At 69.3% G+C, this 18,101-nt stretch carries 13 protein-coding genes and 2 pseudogenes; 7 read left to right on the top strand and 8 right to left on the bottom strand.

Annotated features, from left to right (window positions below):
- Positions 1 to 63: 63 nt before the first annotated feature.
- On the top strand, positions 64 to 1,086 hold the full coding sequence (locus ACFT32_RS11075; RefSeq protein WP_382488127.1) for an ArsR/SmtB family transcription factor: 1,023 nt from the start codon (positions 64 to 66) through the stop codon (positions 1,084 to 1,086).
- An 88-nt stretch (positions 1,087 to 1,174) separates the two neighbouring features.
- On the opposite strand, the gene ACFT32_RS11080 is transcribed toward ACFT32_RS11075, so the two are convergent.
- Complete coding sequence (locus ACFT32_RS11080) at positions 1,175 to 1,552, bottom strand: MerR family DNA-binding transcriptional regulator (protein ID WP_382488129.1); 378 nt, start codon at positions 1,550 to 1,552, stop codon at positions 1,175 to 1,177.
- Between the two features lie 76 nt (positions 1,553 to 1,628).
- Between ACFT32_RS11080 and ACFT32_RS11085 the strand changes: the two are divergent.
- Positions 1,629 to 2,371 (top strand): annotated as a pseudogene (locus ACFT32_RS11085) (SDR family oxidoreductase).
- A 59-nt stretch (positions 2,372 to 2,430) separates the two neighbouring features.
- On the opposite strand, the pseudogene ACFT32_RS11090 reads toward ACFT32_RS11085, so the two are convergent.
- Positions 2,431 to 2,647, bottom strand: a pseudogene (locus ACFT32_RS11090) (IS630 family transposase); the annotation flags it as partial.
- A gap of 173 nt (positions 2,648 to 2,820) precedes the next feature.
- Here ACFT32_RS11090 and ACFT32_RS11095 point away from each other — a divergent pair.
- Entirely contained in the window at positions 2,821 to 3,309 is a 489-nt protein-coding gene (locus ACFT32_RS11095) for a GNAT family N-acetyltransferase (RefSeq protein WP_382488131.1), read from the top strand.
- A gap of 140 nt (positions 3,310 to 3,449) precedes the next feature.
- On the top strand, positions 3,450 to 4,109 hold the full coding sequence (locus ACFT32_RS11100) for a hypothetical protein (RefSeq protein ID WP_382488132.1): 660 nt from the start codon (positions 3,450 to 3,452) through the stop codon (positions 4,107 to 4,109).
- Positions 4,110 to 4,215: 106 nt separating this feature from the next.
- Here ACFT32_RS11100 and ACFT32_RS11105 read toward each other — a convergent pair whose 3' ends face one another.
- A complete protein-coding gene (locus ACFT32_RS11105; protein ID WP_382488863.1) occupies positions 4,216 to 5,073 on the bottom strand; it encodes a DUF4394 domain-containing protein in 858 nt (285 codons plus the stop codon).
- A 314-nt stretch (positions 5,074 to 5,387) separates the two neighbouring features.
- On the opposite strand from ACFT32_RS11105, the gene ACFT32_RS11110 reads away from it, so the two are divergent.
- Positions 5,388 to 6,659 carry a PucR family transcriptional regulator gene (locus ACFT32_RS11110; protein WP_382488134.1) on the top strand — a complete coding sequence of 424 codons (1,272 nt, stop codon included), beginning with the start codon at positions 5,388 to 5,390 and terminating at the stop codon, positions 6,657 to 6,659.
- Positions 6,660 to 6,686: 27 nt separating this feature from the next.
- Here the strand turns inward: ACFT32_RS11110 and ACFT32_RS11115 are convergent, their stop codons facing one another.
- Entirely contained in the window at positions 6,687 to 9,377 is a 2,691-nt protein-coding gene (locus tag ACFT32_RS11115; RefSeq protein WP_382488136.1) for a SpoIIE family protein phosphatase, read from the bottom strand.
- A gap of 193 nt (positions 9,378 to 9,570) precedes the next feature.
- Between ACFT32_RS11115 and ACFT32_RS11120 the strand changes: the two genes are divergently transcribed.
- Positions 9,571 to 10,698: a PP2C family protein-serine/threonine phosphatase gene (locus ACFT32_RS11120; RefSeq protein ID WP_382488138.1), complete on the top strand. Its 1,128-nt coding sequence runs from the start codon at positions 9,571 to 9,573 to the stop codon at positions 10,696 to 10,698.
- A 110-nt stretch (positions 10,699 to 10,808) separates the two neighbouring features.
- On the opposite strand, the gene ACFT32_RS11125 is transcribed toward ACFT32_RS11120, so the two are convergent.
- The 3 genes from ACFT32_RS11125 to ACFT32_RS11135 all read right to left on the bottom strand — a co-directional run bounded on the left by ACFT32_RS11125 (position 10,809) and on the right by ACFT32_RS11135 (position 14,444).
- Positions 10,809 to 12,533, bottom strand: a complete 1,725-nt coding sequence (locus tag ACFT32_RS11125) for an acyl-CoA dehydrogenase family protein (RefSeq protein WP_382488140.1) — start codon at positions 12,531 to 12,533, stop codon at positions 10,809 to 10,811.
- Positions 12,534 to 12,624: 91 nt separating this feature from the next.
- The gene (locus ACFT32_RS11130) at positions 12,625 to 13,197 is read right to left on the bottom strand and encodes a PadR family transcriptional regulator (protein WP_382488142.1); all 573 of its coding nucleotides are present in this window, start codon (positions 13,195 to 13,197) and stop codon (positions 12,625 to 12,627) included.
- Positions 13,198 to 13,304: 107 nt separating this feature from the next.
- Positions 13,305 to 14,444: a PP2C family protein-serine/threonine phosphatase gene (locus ACFT32_RS11135; protein WP_382488143.1), complete on the bottom strand. Its 1,140-nt coding sequence runs from the start codon at positions 14,442 to 14,444 to the stop codon at positions 13,305 to 13,307.
- A 362-nt stretch (positions 14,445 to 14,806) separates the two neighbouring features.
- On the opposite strand from ACFT32_RS11135, the gene ACFT32_RS11140 reads away from it, so the two are divergent.
- A complete protein-coding gene (locus ACFT32_RS11140; protein WP_382488145.1) occupies positions 14,807 to 16,222 on the top strand; it encodes an NAD-binding protein in 1,416 nt (471 codons plus the stop codon).
- Positions 16,223 to 16,274: 52 nt separating this feature from the next.
- Here ACFT32_RS11140 and ACFT32_RS11145 read toward each other — a convergent pair whose 3' ends face one another.
- The gene (locus ACFT32_RS11145) at positions 16,275 to 18,062 is read right to left on the bottom strand and encodes a SpoIIE family protein phosphatase (protein ID WP_382488147.1); all 1,788 of its coding nucleotides are present in this window, start codon (positions 18,060 to 18,062) and stop codon (positions 16,275 to 16,277) included.
- Positions 18,063 to 18,101 lie beyond the last annotated feature (39 nt).

Consider the following 18,101-nt stretch of genomic DNA (forward strand, 5'->3'; position numbering starts at 1 on the left):
TCGATCAGGTTCGAATGCTGGCCTGCGGCGTGACCGCGCAACTTGCAAAGGACGGGCGTATCCGTGATCGACCTGCACATGCCCGCCGGGCGGCTGGCCGGTCTACGCTGGGCCATCTCACCGGTGGGGGAGCTGGCCGCCGCCTTGGTCGCCGTCTCCGAGGCACCGAAGGCATCTCGCAGGCACCGCCACATCCGGACACTGTTGTCCTCGGGCCACCTGCCGACCCTCGCGGCCGTCGCGAGCGGATACACCACCTACCTGCCGGAACTCCTCACTCCGGCACCCCGTACCTTCCTGCCGACTGTCGAAGACCAGTTACATGCCGTCGCCACGACACCCGCGAGCACGGTAGGCACCCAGTTCACCGCCTTCCTCACTGGAGGGCAGGCACGCAGCAGCCGCTGCCCGTGGCTGCGAGGCGGGCAGCTCACACGCGCAGACGAACGGGTGCGGCCCCGCATCGAGGTCGGCGAGAGCGAACTGAGGGAGCGGCTCGCGTGCGAGCTGCACTGGCTCTGGTCGAAGGCGATAGCGCCGCACTGGCCGCAGATCACGGCGGGCTTCGAGGGATTCGTGGAACGGCACGGCGCGGTCGCGGCTCGTGAAGGGCTCGGCAGCGCCCTCGCGGCCATGCACTCCTCCTTGCTCTGGAAGGACGGTGCCTTGAAGGTCGCCTCCGATTCCGACGGGGAGGTAGGCGGTGATTACCCTGTCACCCTCATCCCGAGCCTCTTCTTGGACCGCGTGGGCCTGCACGCACCTCTTCTCTCCGGGGAAGCCCAACTCGCGATCCCTATCGCCGCCTCAGGCCACGCAGTTCCCCATACCGCCCCGGTTCTCGGTGCAACTCGGCTGGCGATCCTGCACAGTTTGGTCGAATCGCGCACTACTACGGCGCTGGCCACGCTGCACCACCTCGCACCCGCGACGGTCTCCTTCCATCTCTCCCGTCTCCTGGCCGCCGACCTGGTCGAACGCAAACGCGATGGACGGCACGTGTACTACCGCCACACCGCTCGGGCCCGCATCATCCTGCGCCCCGCACTTTTGACCACCCCACCCTCCGACCTGCCGAACCCATGAGCGACATGTCGGCGATCTAGACGACTCCTCATCGCCCTAACCAAGACAGCGAGGTTGGATCGCTGATGAGACGTCTGGCCGACCGCGCCTACGGGTGCGTGTCCGTGATCGCGATGACCTCGTCGAGGTGGTCCAGGGCGGCCTGCAGGTCGTCGATCTTGGCCTGGAGGCGCTCGCGCTCGGCTCGCAGCATGGCTCGTTGCCCGGCGTCGGTGTGCCCGGAGTCCCAGCACGGCAGGAGTTCGGTGATCCTTCGACTGGTGAGGCCGGCGGCGAACATCTGCTGGAAGAAGCGGACCAGGGGGATGGCGTCCTGCCCGTACAGGCGCTGGCCGGACGGGCTGCGCTCCGCGATGAGCAGCCCTTGCTGCTCGTAGTAGCGCACGGCGCGCACTGAGACGCCGGCGCCTCGTGCCACCTCGCCGATGCGGATCAACCGCTCGGCTGCGGCCCCTGTGACAGTCATGGTGCTTCCTCTCACCTCTGGCCCTGACGACCAGCACTTGCCTCTGACGTCAGCGTCAGGTTTTAGCGTACCGGCCATGGATATCAACAACTCCGTCGCCCTTGTCACCGGAGCCAACCGCGGCCTGGGCCGCGCCTTCGCCCAGCGCCTGCTGGAACGGGGCGCTCGCAAGGTCTACGCGACGGCCCGCCGACCGGAGACCGTGGACCTGCCCGGCGTCGAGGTGCTGCCCCTCGACATCGCCGATCCCGCATCCGTGAGGGCCGCCGCCGAGGCCGCCCCGGACGTCTCGCTACTCATCAACAACGCGGGAATCAGTACGGGGACCGACCTGGTGACCGGTTCGCTGGACGCGGTGCGGCACGAGCTGGAGACCAACATGTTCGGCCACCTGGGAATGATCCGGGAGTTCGCGCCGGCGCTCGCCAGAGACGGCGGGGGCGAGACGGCGGGGGCGCGATCGTCAACGTCCTCTCCGCCATGTCGTGGTTCGGGGGCAAGGGCGCCAATGCCTACCACCTGACCAAGGCCGCCGCCTGGGCCATGACCAACGGCGTCCGCCTGGAGCTCGCCGAGCAGGGCACGCTCGTCACAGCGGTACACCTCGGCCTGGCCGACACCGACATGGCCGCGGGCTGGCCCGTGGACAAGATCGCTCCGTCGGACCTGGCCGACGCGGCGCTCGACGGTGTCGAGGCGGGCTCCGCCGAGGTCCTCGCCGACCAGTGGAGTCGGGATGTCAAGTCCCGTCTTCCGCTGACTCCGGAAGAGTTCAACGCCGCAATGGACCGGGCCCTGACGGCGCTTATGGCGGCCTGAGGGGCCCCTCGGGCCGCACGGACTTCGGTCGGCTGCTTCTCCATCGGCCTCTCGAACTCCTCAATGAGGTGACTGCGGTACTGGATGAGGTGTAAGCCGCGTCGGATGCGCTGGTCGAGGTGTTCGGGGGTACTGAAGGCGACGTTGGAGAGCCAGTCACTCCCGGGCTGCCGCCCACTGCCGCAGGTTGGCGGCTTTGCGGACGTCGAGGTTGTCCCAGACCAGGACGATCGGGCCGCCGAGCTGCTGGTGGGCGGCGATCAGCAGGTCCCGGTGATGTTGACGGGGACTTCTGTGCTGAGCCGATGGAGTACCTCTTCCGCGGATGCTGACATGGCTCGTCGTGCGCGGATGTCATCGCCAGTTGTCGTACCACTCGATGGTGGTGCCGATGAGGCTGGCCGTGACGATGAGTTTGAGGTTGGCCGGGGGTGCGAAATACTCTCCCGATGAGTTCACGCACTTCCCCGGTCAGTCAGCCGATCACGATACGGAGGGCCGTCGCGCGGGATGCCAAACGGCTCACGCGGCTCGTGCGTGGTTCGGGCGCCTACGAGGGTAAGTACGCATCCGCAGTCGCGGGCTACCGGGTCGGTCCTGATTACATCGAGGCCCACCGCACCTTCGTGGCCGTGGGCGCCGACGAGCTTGGAGGCCGGGTCCTCGGGTTCTACTCGCTCGTCCTCGCGCCACCGGAGCTCGACCTGCTGTTCGTCGCCGACGAAGCGCAGGGACGGGGTATCGGACGACGGCTCGTCGCGCACATGCGGTCCGAGGCGCGTGCCGCTGGGATCGACCGTGTCAAGGTCGTGTCGCATCTTCCCGCCGAGGACTTCTACCACCGCGCCGGCGCCGTGCGGACCGGGACCGCGTTTGCGAACCCGCCGGCCGTGCCCTGGGACCGTCCCGAATTCGAGTTCCGCATCCCTTCGGAATGACGCGGTGCAGGTTCGCAGTGCACCGGCTTCGCCTGCGTGGTGGCCGGCATGCAGTTGCCGCTGACATCGGCCGCACTCCTTGTGCCTGCACTTGCCACCACCGGGACCGTCGCCAGTACCAGGTCGGTAATCTGACCCGCATGAGTGGCGGCATCACGTGGATAGGCGCACACCGCCACACCCCTTCATCGGCCGTGCCCGGCATGCTCGGCTGTATCTCGCTGACTCTGGCCCGAGGCGTGGAGACGGACGAGTTCCTCATCAACCTGGGTGCCGACCTCGACGAACTGGCCGCGCGCACCCCGTGCAGGGAGTTGCGCGTACCGGCCGGGCAGCCGGGCCAGCCCTTACTCCACCTCCACCGCGTCATGTACGGCATGTGCGGTGAGTGGACGTACGTGCTGGAGGACTGGGGCATGGCAACCTGGGCGACCGGCTACCGAGGCAAGGTCGAGTCGATGCTTCCCTGCGAGGATGAGGAGATCCTCTGCCTGACCGCCAACCGTTTCAGCCCTCCGGCCGTGCTCATCCATGCGCCCGATGCCTGCGCGTACCGGGCTGATTTCGGCGCCGACACCGGGCGGGGCTCGGCCCTCGATGCCGCCCTCGGCGCCGTGGGCGCGGTGTTCCCGTCGATGCCTGAGTCCAGCGAGGCCGATGTCGTCGCCTACTTCGAGGAGCATGGTGAGCGCCTGCCCGAGCTGGTGTTCACCGCCGTGGGTGCCTACACCGGCGTGGCCATCGACCAGGACGCCGTGAAAGCCGGTGACCTTCCCGGCGTGCTCATCGCTGCGGCCTGACCGCCTGCCGCGCGCATGAGGCCGATCCCCACCCTGATCGCAGGGTGGGGGCCAAGGCCTTTTCGCCGCGGGCCGGCGGTGGCCGGGCCGCGGCGAGGGCCGGGGGTCAGGATCCGGTGAGGGAGATGGCCAGGTCCGTGATGTTCAGCGGGAACTGGCCGATGGAGGTGGCCTGGCCGGTGAAGACGTTGATGCCGTACAGCGAGGGGGTGTTGGCGCCGTACGGGGTGAGGGAGGCGAACGCGGCGTTGTCGACCGTCTTCCCGCCGGACAGGGTGCTGTAGATGTCCATGCCGGCGTTGATTCCGGCGTCGATGCCGAGGTTGCCGGTCGGGGCGAGCGTGCCGTTGTTCGCCGGGGACTGGAGGACGACCTGGTCCGTGGTCGTGTTGATGTCGACGAGCGTGGTCGCGGTGGCCGCGTTGAGGTCGTTGTTCGTATAGGCGGCGGCCGAGACACCCTTGGTCGTGCCCTCGGTCGGCGGGGTGGTGAGGTTCAGATCCTGGATGGTGCTGTGGTCGTTGAGGTTGTGCCGCAGGTTCTGGCCGTTGTCACTGATCACGCGCAGGCGGTCGGCCGCGGGGTTGAAGTCGACGCCGAAGTTCGCGCCGTGCAGCGCGTACTGGAGTTGGGACACCTTGGTGACCACCACGTCCGTGGTGGTCGGCGGGGTCTTGATCGTGTAGATGCCGCCCTTGTTGCCGACGCCGTACATGAGGCCGTCCTGCACCCGGAAGTCGATCCCGATCAGGCCTGTGTCGCCGCTGAGGCCGGTGACGGCCCTGACCCAGTCGAGGACCTGCGGCCGGTCGGTCGTGAACGTGGCCATCAGGGTGCCGTCGCCGCTGATCCCGAAGGCGCGCAGGCTGGGCGTGGCGGCGGGGGCGGCGGGGGCGGCCGAGCCGGTGCCCGGTGCGCCGAGCATGAGCGCCGTCGATGTGACCACGACCGCGACCGCCGCCATGATTCTCTTTCTCGTGTCTGCCGTCATCGGAGTTTCCCTCCCGTTTGGGTGAGCGCCATTCGAGGCGCCCGGCTGCGAATTCCCCTGCTTCTGCTTGTACTGATCACCGCAGCCATGCCGAAGGCGGTTCTCATTAAGGCCGCTTCACAGTTCCTCCACAAGCAGAAGGAGTGACGGAAACACCCCGATCCGGGAATTTTGCGCACTGTGATAAAAGCCCTGTCGATACATCTGCCACCGTTTTGTGCGGAGTGATGAACGCCGTCCGGATCTCCCCTGTCGGCCGGCATGTCCTGAATGGCATGCTCGCGTTCATGGGGAGCCTCTTCGCCGAGCTGGCCCGTCAGGCGTCGACCAACGCCCGGCGTGAGGTCGAGGCGTACACACGTGAGATCCCGGAGTTCGGGTTCCTGGACAAGGACTCCCGGGCACGGGCCGAGACGCTGGAACACGCGATGTGGCTCCGGCGTCGTACCGTCGAACTCGCCCCGGACAACAGTGAGTTGAGCGAAGAGGATCTCGGCTACATCGCGACGATGGGGGAGCTGCGGGCCGGCGCCGGGATGTCGCTCGACGCGCGGCAGCGGGTGCTGCGCGTGCACACCGCCCTCATGCTGCGTGAGATCAATGAGGCGACCGATGCCCAGCGCGGCGGCGGTGTCGACGAACTCATGCGCATGATGACCTGGTTCGCCCCCCAGGGCGAACGAGGCATCGCTTCCTACCGTCAGGGATTCGTGCGCGTACTGCGCCGCCGAATGCCGTACACCGAGCAGGTCGCCCTGCTGACCCGGTCATTACTGAACGGAGATCCGATTTCGGCGGAACTCGCCGAGGCCGTCGACATGGAACTCCCGGACCGCTACGCGGTGACGGTTTTTCGTATTCCGGACCGGCCCACCATCGATCGTTTCCTGGAAAGCGAGATCGGGGCGCTCGTGAAGAGCCACCGTGCGCCGGTCATGTGGGGACCGGAGGGCGGCGACGGGAGCGGTGAGCTGATCACTTTGCTTCCGCTGTTCTCCGGCCCCGAGGCAGCGGAAAGCGCACCGCCGCACGCTGTTCCCGACCTCTCACCCGACCTCACCCCCGACCACCTGCCGGACCTCGTACAGGACGTCGCCCAGGCCCTCGGCCGCCCCTGCGCCGTCGGCATGTCCGTCGCTCCGCTGCCGGAGCTGGCCGACGCTCTGGACCGCGCCCGCCGGATCAGCCGGGCAGCCCCGCTGCGCCGGGCATCCGTCCGGCTGCGGCCGCACACCCTGGCCGATGTCTTCGTCGAACTCGCCGTCGGGGACGTGCCACTCGTCGACGACTGGCTCCGCACACTGGCCCGCCGCCTGGAGACCGGCCCCGACCTCCTCACCACCCTCGACGCGTACTACCGCCACGACATGCACCGCGGTGCCACGGCGACCTCGCTCAACGTCCACACCCGCACGTTGGACTACCGCCTGCGCCGGGTCCGTGAGCTCACGGGTATCGACCCTGGATCGACACGAGGCGTGCGCACCTTCAGTGCCGTGGTCACCCGGCGCCTGTCGGGAGCATGGCGCTGGAACGCGTCGGGCACGCGGGACCGGTGACAGTCCACGGGTCTCGGACCGCTGCGGTTACTCCCACCCCTGTATGACCTCGGGCAGGGCCAGTTCGGCCCAGATCACCTTGCCCTGCGGGGTGTACCGGGTGCCCCAGCGCTCAGCCATCTGCGACACCAGGAACAGGCCCCGGCCACCCTCGTCCGTCGACGCGGCGTACCGCAGATGGGGTGAGGTGCTGCTGCCGTCGGCCACTTCGCAGATCAGCGCACGGTCGCGGATCAGCCGCACGTGGATCGGCCCGGAGCCGTAGCGGATGGCGTTGGTGACGAGCTCGCTCAGGATGAGCTCCATGGTGAAGCCGAACTCCGCGAGGCCCCATGCTTCGAGCCTTTGGGACACGGCGTCGCGCATACCCGCGACGGCGGCGGGATCCGGCGGTACGTCCCAGTCGGCGATCCGGTCGTGCGGCAGTTGCCGCGTGCGGGCGACGAGCAGGGCGACGTCGTCCTTGGGACGCTCGGGGAGCACCCTGTCCAGCACGTCCTGGCAGGTCTCCTCGGGCGGCCGGCCGGGATGGCCGGTGAGCGCATCGCGCAGCAGCCCCAGTCCCACGTCCAGGTCGCGCCCGCGGTCCTCGATGAGACCGTCGGTGTACAGGACGAGCTGGGTCCCCTCCACGAGGCACAGCTCCGCGGTCTGGAACGGCATGCCACCGAGGCCCAGGGGTGGACCGGCGGGCACGTCCGGGAACGTGACGGTCCCGTCGGGCCGGACCAGCGCGGGCGCCAGATGCCCCGCCCGCGCCATGACGTAGCGGCGGGTCACGGGGTCGTAGATCCCGTACAGGCAGGTGGCGCCCACGACGCCCGCCGCGCTCTGAGCCGCCTCGTTCTGGTCGATGCTTCCGACCAGGTCGTCCAGATGGCTCAGCAGCTCGTCGGGTGGCAGATCGAGGGCGGAGAAGTTGTGCACCGCGGTACGCAGCCGTCCCATCGTGGCGGCGGCGTGGAGGCCGTGGCCGACCACATCGCCGACGGCCAGCGCCACCCGGCTGCCTGGCATGGGAATCACGTCGAACCAGTCTCCGCCCACGCCCGACTGGGCCGGGAGGTAGCGGTAGGCGATGTCGAGGGCATTCTGCTCGGGCATGGCCTGCGGCAGCAGGCTGCGCTGGAGGGTTACAGCCAGGGCGTGCTCGCGGGTGTAGCGGCGGGCATTGTCGATGCTTATCGCGGCACGGGCCACCAGCTCCTCCGCCAGCGACACGTCCTCTTCGTTGAAGCGCTCATGCTGTCGCGTGCGCCAGAAGGTGGCCATGCCCAGCACGACGCCGCGGGCCTGGATGGGGGCGGTGATGAGGGAGTGGATGCCGTAGTCGATGATCGCCTTGGCCCGCTCCGGGTCCTGCACGCGCCAGCCCGTGGCGGACGGCAGATCGCTCACCAACTGGGAGCGGCCGCTGCCGTAGCCGCGGGCCTGGGGTGTGGAGGGAAGATAGTCGAAAAGCCGGCCCTGTTCGGTGAGCGGATGGTTGTCCACGATGCCGGCCACGGCCGCGCGTCGCATGTCCGTCCCCGTGGGAGCAGGCTCCTCGCCGTGCAGGACCGCGTCGGCCAGGTCCACGGTGACGAAGTCCGCGAAGCGGGGAATGGGGACCCGCGCCAACTCGTCGGCGGTGCGCAGCACGTCCAGGGTGGTACCGATGTGGAGTCCGGCGTCGTACAGCAGCCTGAGCCGCTCCCGTGCCACCTCCGCCCTGCCCGTCACCGCCTGCAGCTCGGTGGAGTCGCGCAGTGTCACCACCGTTTCCCTGGGGCCGCCCTCGCGACCCGTGGGCCGCTGGTTGACCGCGATCAGCCGATCTCCCGCGAGGTGTACCTCGTCGGTGGCCTCGCGCCCGGAGGCGAGCAGCGCCTTCATCTCGGGATCGAGTCCCGGCAGTTCCGAGACAAGCCGCCCCTCGACGTCCGAGGGCAGCTCCAGCAGTCGTCTGGCCTCGTCGTTCACCAGCATCAGCCGCCCGTCGGCGGCCACGATCAGCACACCCTCCCGAACGGAGTGGAGCACTGTGTCGTGGTGCTCGTACATCAAGGTCATCTCGTCCGGGGCCAGGCTGTGTGTCTGCCGTCGCAGCCGCCTGCCCAGCAGTGCCGTCGCGCCGATGGACAACAAGAGCGCTCCGGCCCCCGCGCCCAGGATGATCGGTAGTTGCCGGTTCAACTGACTTTGGACGTTCTCGACCTTCATCCCGGCCGAGACGATCCCCACGACCTCGCTGTCGGCGTTCTTGATCGGCACCGTGGCCTGCACCTCGCGACCGAGCGGGCCGTCGACGCTCTCCACGTAGAGCCTCCCCGCCAACGACGGTCCGATCTCGCCCACGAACCGCTTTCCGATGCGGTCGGGCAGGGGGTGCGTGTACCGGATGCCCTCGGTGTCCATGACCACGATGAAGTCGACGTCGGCGGCCCGGCGTGCCGCTTCGGTGAGCGGCTGGAGGATCTTGCTCGGGTCCGGGGTCTGCAATGCCGCCAGGACACCCGGCGAGTGCGCGAAGGTCTGTGCCACGGCCGTGGAGCGGCGCCTTGCCTCGGCGCTGGTGTCCCGCTCCGACTGCAGAATGAGAGCGAAGACACCGCAGGCTACGAGCAGCACCACCAGAGCCACCTGGAAAACCAACACCTGCCCGGCCACGCTCCGCGTGCGCTTGCTGATCAGACGCTTAACCGACAGGCGTTGAAAACGGGCGAAAAGACTCGCCATGCGACCTTTTTAACACCGGTGATCCCAAGTGGCCAGGGCACGCCCGATCCTTGTTCAGTCGATCTCGAACATATGCTCGGTTGGGCGTCACATGGCCTCGATCCCTCCGGGCAGGCCGTACGCCGCGCAATCTCGCGTGCGGCACATGATCCCTCCGTGCCCTGTGTTCGATTAGACCGATATGATGCTTTTTGTGATCAAGTCTGCACGGCTGTGGCACCGTCGCCCCGCCCACAGCGGCCGATGGGAAGCTGCCCGGCTGTCACCCCTGGTCCTGACCGTTCTCATCGCCGGCCTGGCGTTCTCCACACCCAGGGAGATCGCCTTCAGCCGCCTACTGCCCGCCGCGCCCGCCCTTGCGGCCGCGATGTGGCCCGTGCTCCCCACGATGATGCTGGGGGCGTTCTGCCTCCTGCTCATGATCGTCCTCAGTCTCTTCCATACCGATCTGGGGACGCCGTACACGTCGGCCGCCATCATCGCGGTCACCTTGGCGGCCGCGTACGGCAGTCATGTCCGACTTCAGCGGGAGGAGATGCTCTTCCAGGTCCGCCTCGTCGCCGACGCGGCCCAGAAAGTACTGCTACGCCCCCTGCCACGCCGCATCGAGGACGTCGAGATCGAATCGCTGTATCTGGCAGCCCAGGAACAGGCCCGGATCGGCGGCGATTTCTACGAGGCGATCGGTACCCCGTACGGGGTCCGGCTGCTCATAGGCGACGTACGAGGCAAGGGCCTGTCCGCGGTGGGGGCGGCCTCGGCGGTGATCAGCTGCTTCAGGGAGGCCGCTTACGACGAGCCCGACCTGCGGGGCATCGTCCGCCGCCTGGAGGCCACCGTCACGCGCCACAGCGCCGCGTTTCCCGTCCAGGACCAGCCCGAGCACTTCGCCACCGCTCTCCTCGCCGAGATCCCGCACGGTGGCGAACGGCTACGACTTCTCAACTGCGGACATCCCCCGCCGCTGATCGCTCATTGCGGGAAGGTCCGGGTCCTGGTGCCCACCTTCCCCTCCCCGCCCCTCAACCTCGCAGCACTCATCGGTGACCGCTACTGGGTCGACACCGTCGACTTCGCCCCGGGCGAGCGGTTGCTCCTCTACACGGACGGCGTATCCGAGGCCCGGGACCACACCGGCCGGTTCTTCCCGTTGCCGGACTGGATGCGGCGGCCGGACACGGAGCACCCCCGCGAGCTGCTCGACCAGCTGCACCGGGATCTGCTCCGGCACAGCGGCGGAAGGCTCGGTGACGACATCGCGGCCCTCGCGCTCAGGCGCACCACCGTGCAGGACCGGGGAGCTGTCGGAGCCGAGGGCTGAATCACGGTGTCGGGATTACCGGACCGGTTCGGGGCGGTGAAGGGGAGCCGAACCTGGCCGACCGGTGGGTCGGGCCGCGGCCCGACCCACCGGTGATGGATGCGGCGCGCCTACTGGGCCATCTCGTACGTGCCGGACAGCGCTTCGACCCGCTGCCAGACTCGCTCCGTGCGCGCCTCGTCGACGACCGGCCGCCGGACCGAGGCCAGCGCCCACTCCTGCTGCTGCTCGGTCGCCGAGTCCTTGCCGTGCAGTTCGACGGCGTGCCCGGAGAAGTCCCGTACGAGGACGGCGAAGAGTTCGTCGAGTACGTCCTCGTCGAGTCCGGTCAGGCCGGCCTGCTCCAGGACGAGCTGCCCGTGCACGACGAGCGCGAAGAGCTGGCCGATCGAGAGGACGAGGTCGAGGTCGCGGCTCTGCTCCGCGTCGGGGGCGGCCGTGGCGACGAACTCGCAGAGCGCGTCGGCCTGTTCGCGCAGACGGGCGACGTTGGGCAGATGCGCGTACGCCTCGAAGGCCGGGCGCCAGTCGTGGAAGCGCACCGAGCTCAGGCCTCGGGCCGGCCCCTGCCGGAACAGGAAGTCGTCGTCGGCCGCGTCGAGACGGGTCGGCACACTCGGGTACTCGGCCGGGTCGAGGAGATGGCTGCGCATGAACTTCAAGATCAGCGCCAGGTTGACGTGGACCGTGCCCTCCAGCTTCGGCAGGCCACGAATCTCCACGGCCGCCTGGCTGAAGTAGTTGTCCTTCTCGAAGCCCTTGGCGGCGATGACGTCCCACATCAGGTCGATGACCTTCTCGCCCTCAGTGGTCACCTTCATCTTCGTCATCGGATTGAAGAGCAGGTAGCGGCGGTCGTCCGGGCCGGCGGAGCGGAAGTAGTCGACAGCGCGGTCGCTGAACAGCTTCATGCCGACGAGCCTGACGTACGCGTCGGTCAGCTCGCGTCGCACATGCGGGAAGGCGGTGACGGGGCGGCCGTAGAGGACGCGATTGCCGGCGTGGGTGACGGCCTCGTACATCGCGTGCTCGCAGATGCCGATCGAGGCGGTGCACAGGTTGAACTTGCCGACGTTGACCGTGTTGAGGGCGGCATCGAAGGCCGCGCGGCCGGTGTGCAGGACGTCATCGGACGTTACGGGATAGTCCTCCAGGCGGAACTCGCTGACGAACTTGGACGAGTCGACGACGTTCTGGACCAGGTGGTAGTCCGGGTGACGGCTGTCGGCGGCGAAGAACACATAGCCGTCGGGGCCCTCGACGTCGGTACGGCGGCCGAAGACGGAGACGAGTCCGGCGGCGTTGCCGTTGCCGATGTAGTACTTGGAGCCGGTGGCGCGGAAGCCGCCGTCGCCGTCCGGCTCGAGGAGCATGTCGGTGGAGTAGATGTCCGCGCCGTGCGCCCTCTCGGACAGGCCGAACGCGAACACCTCTCCCTGGGCGAGGAGTTCTGCGGCACGGGCGCGTGCGGCGGTGTTGTCGCTCTGCCAGACCGGCCCGAGGCCGAGAATGGTGACCTGCCAGGCGTACCAGTAGTCCAGGCCGTAGAAGCCGAGGATCTCGTTGAGCGCGGCGATACGGGCGGTGTCCCAGCGCTTGTCCGGCTCTCCTTGTGCGGCGGCGGACGACGGCGTCAGGAAGGTGGCGAACAGGTTCTCCTTCGCGGCGAAGGCGAGGAACTCCCCGAGCCAGGCGCGGGTCCGGTAGTCCTCGATCAACCGCCGCTTCCCACGCTCCTCGAACCAGTCGACGGTGGCACGCAGCAAGCGGCGTGTCTCAGGGTCGAAGTGCGCGGGGTCGTAAGTGCGCGGGTTGAAGAGCAGTTGGTCAGCCATGGTGAGGACCCCTTTCGGCTGTGGACGGATGGGAATCGAGAAGTAGGGCGGCCGGAGACGAGGAGCAGCTGTGGCCGGTGCGGTGGCGCGGTCAGTGGCCCGGGCCGAAGCGGGCCAGCGTGGCGAGCACGTCGTCCAGCCAGCCGATCATCATCCGCTCGTACGCGATACCGCCCCGCAGTACGACGTGCTGGAGCTCCCGCTCCGCGTCCGGTGGCGCATCCGGAGCGGCCGTTTCCGCTTCGGGCTTCGTGAAGTCCCGTTCCTCGCCTGCCAGATAGCGCGCCAGCCGGTCCCGGTGCGCATGTCGGTGCCGCTCCACCTCGCGGATCAGGGCAGCCGGGTCGTCGAAGGCGGCCCCCCGGATCTTCACCGCCAGGTCGTGGCGGACGCTCTCCGGCTCGATCGGGTCGTGCAGCCACGAGGACAGCGCGGCCCGGCCGAGGTCGGCGACGGAGTACTCCTTCTTGTCCGGCCGTCCTTGCTGCGGGATGTCCCGGACCTCGACCCAGCCGTCGTTCTCCATGCGCTTCAGTACGCGATAGATCTGTTGGTGTGTCGCGGTCCAGAAGTAGCCGATGGACCGTTCGAAACGCCGGGCCAGCTCATAGCCGGATCCCGGCTTCTCCAAGAGCGACACCAGGATCGCGTGCTCGAGCGCCATGACGACGATCGTGCTATGCAACTCGTTGCATAGCAAGTCCCGCCCATGTCGATGCGACGCGGCTCACGCTCGCACTGGCACCTCGTCATCCAGAGCGGCACGCGGGCTCAGGGCAGGTGCGGGGAGCGACGGACGGTCAGGACCGCGAAGTCGTCGTGGCGGCTGTCGTGACCGGTGAAGGCGCGGGCGTCTTCGAACAGGGCCCGGGGCAGCTTGGTGGGGGAGACCCTCAGGTGGCTCGTCAGCCGTTCCTCGACCGGGTAGAACGCGCCGTCGGGCGCGCGGGTCTCGGTGAGTCCGTCCGTGCCCAGCAGCAGCGTCGAACCGGCCGGGAAGTCGAACCAGTGCACGGTCGTGGGCTCGGCGGCCAGGCCGGCGAGACCGAGCGGCACACCGGAGTCCAGTGGCGGTGTGGTCACTTCGGCGTCGTGCATCAACCAGGGCGGAACGTGCCCGCAGTTGACGAGCTGGGCCTCGGGGCCGTCGTCGACTCCGATGATGAGCGCCGTGACGAACCGTTCGTCGTCGCCGGTCTGTTCGGCGTAGGAGTTGTGGCGAACGACCGCGGTGTCCAGGGCGTCGACGAGAGCCGTGAGTGTGGACTCGCGGTGCGCCGCCTCGCGGAAGGCACCGATCACGGCGAACGCCGCGCCCACGGCGGCCAGCCCCTTGCCCTGCACGTCCCCGATCAGCACCCGGGTCCCCCAGGGAGAGGCCACGACGTCGTAGATGTCGCCGCCGACGAGACGATCCTCCTGCACGGGCTCGTAAACACCGTTGACCAGAACGTCGTCGGTGACCAGGGGGAGGGGACGCAGAATGTGCCGCTGCATGGCCGCGGCGGTGGAGCGCAGGCGGAGCATCTCGTCCTCGCGCCTGATACGCCGCTCGCAGGCGTAGACCGAGGTCGTCCCCAGCGCGAGGGTGAACAGCACCAGCAGCGTCCGGTCGAGCCATCCGCCCCCTTCGTCGTGGCGGAGCAGCACGGTGAGGGTGACGACGAGCGTGGCCCACGCGGAGACGAACCGCGTCTGCCGGACCGTGCACAGGGCCGACGCCGTGCCCGGCAGGAAGACCAGCAGCCCGAGGAGCCACACCGGGGACCGGGACAGCGCGCCGAGGAGCTCGACCAGAACCGTCACGGCCAGCACGCTGACGACCAGCTCGGCGTTCCCCGGTGGCTCGATGGCCTGCGGGGCGTGAGCAGGCCTGCTCCGGCGGGTGCGGAGGAGGTGGGTACCGGTCATGGGGACTCCCGGGCAGGTGGTGCTCTCTCCGTTCTACAGGCCCTGGGGCACACCGGCCTTTCGTGTCGGCCGGTGCCGGGGACGCCGGTCTGCCGGTCGCGCGGGCGGCGCCAGGGGGTGGAAGGTCCTCCAAGGGGTGGAAGGTCCTTTCGACAGACGTACGAATCCGGCCGGGAGACTTCAGACAGCCGGACGAGTCGGCCCCGCGTGGGGGAGTGGTACAAAAAAGACCGCTTCGGCACCCACCCTCGACCGTGCCTCACCCCTGCGCACGCCTCGACCAGGCCATCCGCCGCGCCCTTGCCGATCATCGCCGATCACGGGGTACTCCGGGCCCCGGCAGCCGTAGAAAGGCCGAAGGGTTGAGTCCACGGACACCGCACGACGACGCCCACCCGCACGCGTCAGCCTCTGCCGCAGCTGCCGCCCCGGCCCCGGCACCAGGGCAGCACGTCGTCATCATCGAGGACGACGAGGCCCTGGGCGGCTCTGCCGCCGCGCGCATCAGCCGTTGGGGCAGCACCGCGGACCGCCTGAGCCGCCCCGACGACGACGCTCTGCGCAGGCGTCTGCGAGAGCCGGCCGACGGCATCGTCATCGTCTCCCGGGACGACATCGTCGCCCTGCGCTACGCGCTGCTGGCCGAGCATCTCAAGCCCGGCGTCCGTCTGGTCGTGACCATCTTCGACCGCACGGTCGCGGACGAGGTCTCACGGACGGTCCCGAACTGCACGGTGCTGAGCACGACCGACGTCATCGTGCCCAGCCTCCTCGCCAGCTGTCTCGCACCGCGGTACGCCATACTCCTGCCGGCCGGCGACGACGTGGTCGGGGTCCGCCGCGAAGGCCGGACCACCGTCGTCGAACGGGTCCCCAGGCGAGCCCTCACCGCCGGCGGGCGCTCCCGACCGCGCAGCACCTTCCCCGCCTGGTTCCGCTCGCTCGGCACCTCGGCCAGGGCACTCGTCGCGAGCTTCGCCGCCCTGCTCACGGTTCTCGCCGTGGATGTCACTCTGGGCGTCCTCGTGCTGCACGAGCACTGGACCGACGCCATCTGGCACGCAGCCCGTACGATCACCACGATCGGCTCGTCACCGGCCGCCGAGCACGGACCCGGGTGGTACAAGATCTTCTCTGCCGCCTCCATGCTCTTCGCCCTGATCCTGGCGGCCGTCTTCACCGCCAGTGTGGTCGACCGATTCACCGGGCACCGCATGACGACCATCCTGGGAGCCCGCTCGATCCCTCGCCGGGGCCATGTCGTCGTGGTCGGGCTGGGGCAGGTGGGCCTGCGGCTGTCGGCCCAGCTGCGCCGCCTCGGGCTGCGTGTCGTCGCCGTCGAGCGCAATCCGCACGCACCCTGTCTGCCCCTGGCCCGCGCCCTCGGCATCCCCGTCGTCCTGGGCCGTGGCGGCGACCGCTTCCTGCTCGAACGCCTCTGCGTCCGGCGGGCCAGCGCGCTGGCGGCCGTCGCCTCCGACGGGCTGGAGAACATCGCGGTCGCGGTCACCACCCGCGCGGTAGCCGCCGACCAGCGCATCGTCCTGCGGGCCGGGGGAGACGAGGTCACCACGGAGTCGCGGTCGCTGTTCCGTATCGGTGCCGTCTGCGACGTCACGCACATCGTCGCCACGTCCGTGGCCCTGTCCGTGCTGGACGCCGCCCCGCTCAGCGTCTTCGTGGCCGACGGTCGGACGTGCGCGCTCTTCCCGGACGACCGGGTCGTGGATCTCGCCGCCTGGGACGCCGACCGCGAACGGCAGCTGTCCCTGGACTGATCCTGCCCGGCGGACGATGCCGACCGGGCGCGCCACACGCGACCGCCCCCTGTCATTCCGGGCCGGGCAGCGCCTGCTCGAACCAGACGACCTTGCCCGTGCTCACCCTGGTCGCCCCCCAGCGCTCGGCCAGCTGGTCGACCAGGAACAGTCCCCGGCCACCCTCGTCACTCAGCCTGGCGTGCCGCATCCTCGGCACCTGCGGCGAGTCGTCGCCCACTTCGCAGCGGAGTACGTCCGTGCGGAGCAGGCGCAGGGTGATCGGCCGGGACGCGAAGCGTACGGCGTTCGCCACCACCTCGCTGACCAGCAGTTCGGCCGGCTCCACCATCGCGTCGAGGCCCCAGTGGCGCAGTGTCCTTCGCGTCAGCCGGCGTGCCTGCCCCGCGGTCTGCGGCCGGGGAGCCATGTACCAGTAAGCCACCGCCTCGGGCAGGATGCCCTCGAAACGGGCCGCGAGGAGCGCGATGTCGTCGTCCCGGTCGCGCGTGCCCAGCGTGCCGAGTGCCTGGTCGCACAGGACTTCCAGCGACGGGGGTTCCGAACCGGCAGTCGTAGCGCGCAGATGTGCGCACAACCGCTCCACGCCGGACAGCACGTCCGAGTCGCGGGACTCGACGAGCCCGTCGGTGTACAGCAGCAGAGTCGCTCCGGACGGCGCGTGCATCTCGGTGGACTCGAAGACGCTGCTGCCGACGCCGATCGGCGCCCCGGGCGGGATCGGCAGTACCTCCTCCCGGCCGTCCGTGTGGAGGAGCACCGGGGGCGGATGACCGGCGTTGGCGACCAGCAGCCGATGCAGTACGGGGTCGTACATCGCGTACAGACAGGTTGCCATGTGCTCACTGCCCAGCCGCTCCGCCTGCTCGTCGAGGTGGTGCAGGACCTCGTCGGGAGGAAGGTCGAGCCCGGCCAGGGTCTGCACGATGGTGCGCAGCTGGCCCATGATGGCGGCCGATGTCATGGAATGGCCCATGACGTCGCCGATCACCAGCGCTATACGGTTGCCGGGCAGAGGTATCGCGTCATACCAGTCGCCGCCCACCTGGGAGGCCCGCGAGGCGGGCAGGTATCGGCTGGCCAGCCGGACTCCGGTCGGCTGGGGCAGTGCCGGAGGGAGCATCGTGCGCTGCAGCGCGGCGGCGACCGATGTCTCGCGCAGGTAGAGCGCGGCCTTGTCGACGCCGAGTGCGGTGTGGGTGGCGAGCTGGGAGGCGACGAGCAGGTCGTCTTCGGTGAAGGCGGGCCGGTCGGGGCGGCGGATGAGGACGACGCTGCCCATGACGTGGCGGCGGCCGTGCAGCGGGGCGATGATCAGCCGCGGTCCGGGTCGCGCCGCTCCGGGAAGACTCACCGGTCCCAGCAACTCGGTCAGGGCGGGAGCGACTCCGGAGGCGTCACCCGAGACGGGCTGCCCGCTTTGCAGCAGCTCGGCCAGCCGGCCGTCGGCAGCCGGGCGTACGACGTCCGCCGGTCGCACGTCCGCCGAGGTCTCCGGGGGGAGACCGGGCCCGTGGCCGGCCGGATCCCTCGGCGGCGCCCGGTCCGTACTGTGCAGCCGCAGCATGGCGGGGGCGCCAGGACCTTCGTCCCCGACCGGCAGCGGATCGGACAGGTGAACGAAGGCCGTATCGGCGAAGGCCGGCACGGCCGCCCGGCACAGTTCGTGCAACGTCTCGTCGAGATCGATGCCGCGGGCGATCCGGCGCGTCGCCTCGTCGAGGTAGCGGAGCCGGTCGGTCTGCGGTCCGAGGAGCTGTGGCCGACGCGGGGTCGTGACATGTTCGCTCGCCCTGGCCTCCCTGCCGGGGTGTTCATGAGCTCCCAGGTGCTTCGTCACAGTGTCGCTTCCGTCTGGGGGTGCCCCTGCCGGTGCGGG

Source organism: Streptomyces sp. NPDC057002, from assembly GCF_042673825.1.
GTDB lineage: Bacteria > Actinomycetota > Actinomycetes > Streptomycetales > Streptomycetaceae > Streptomyces.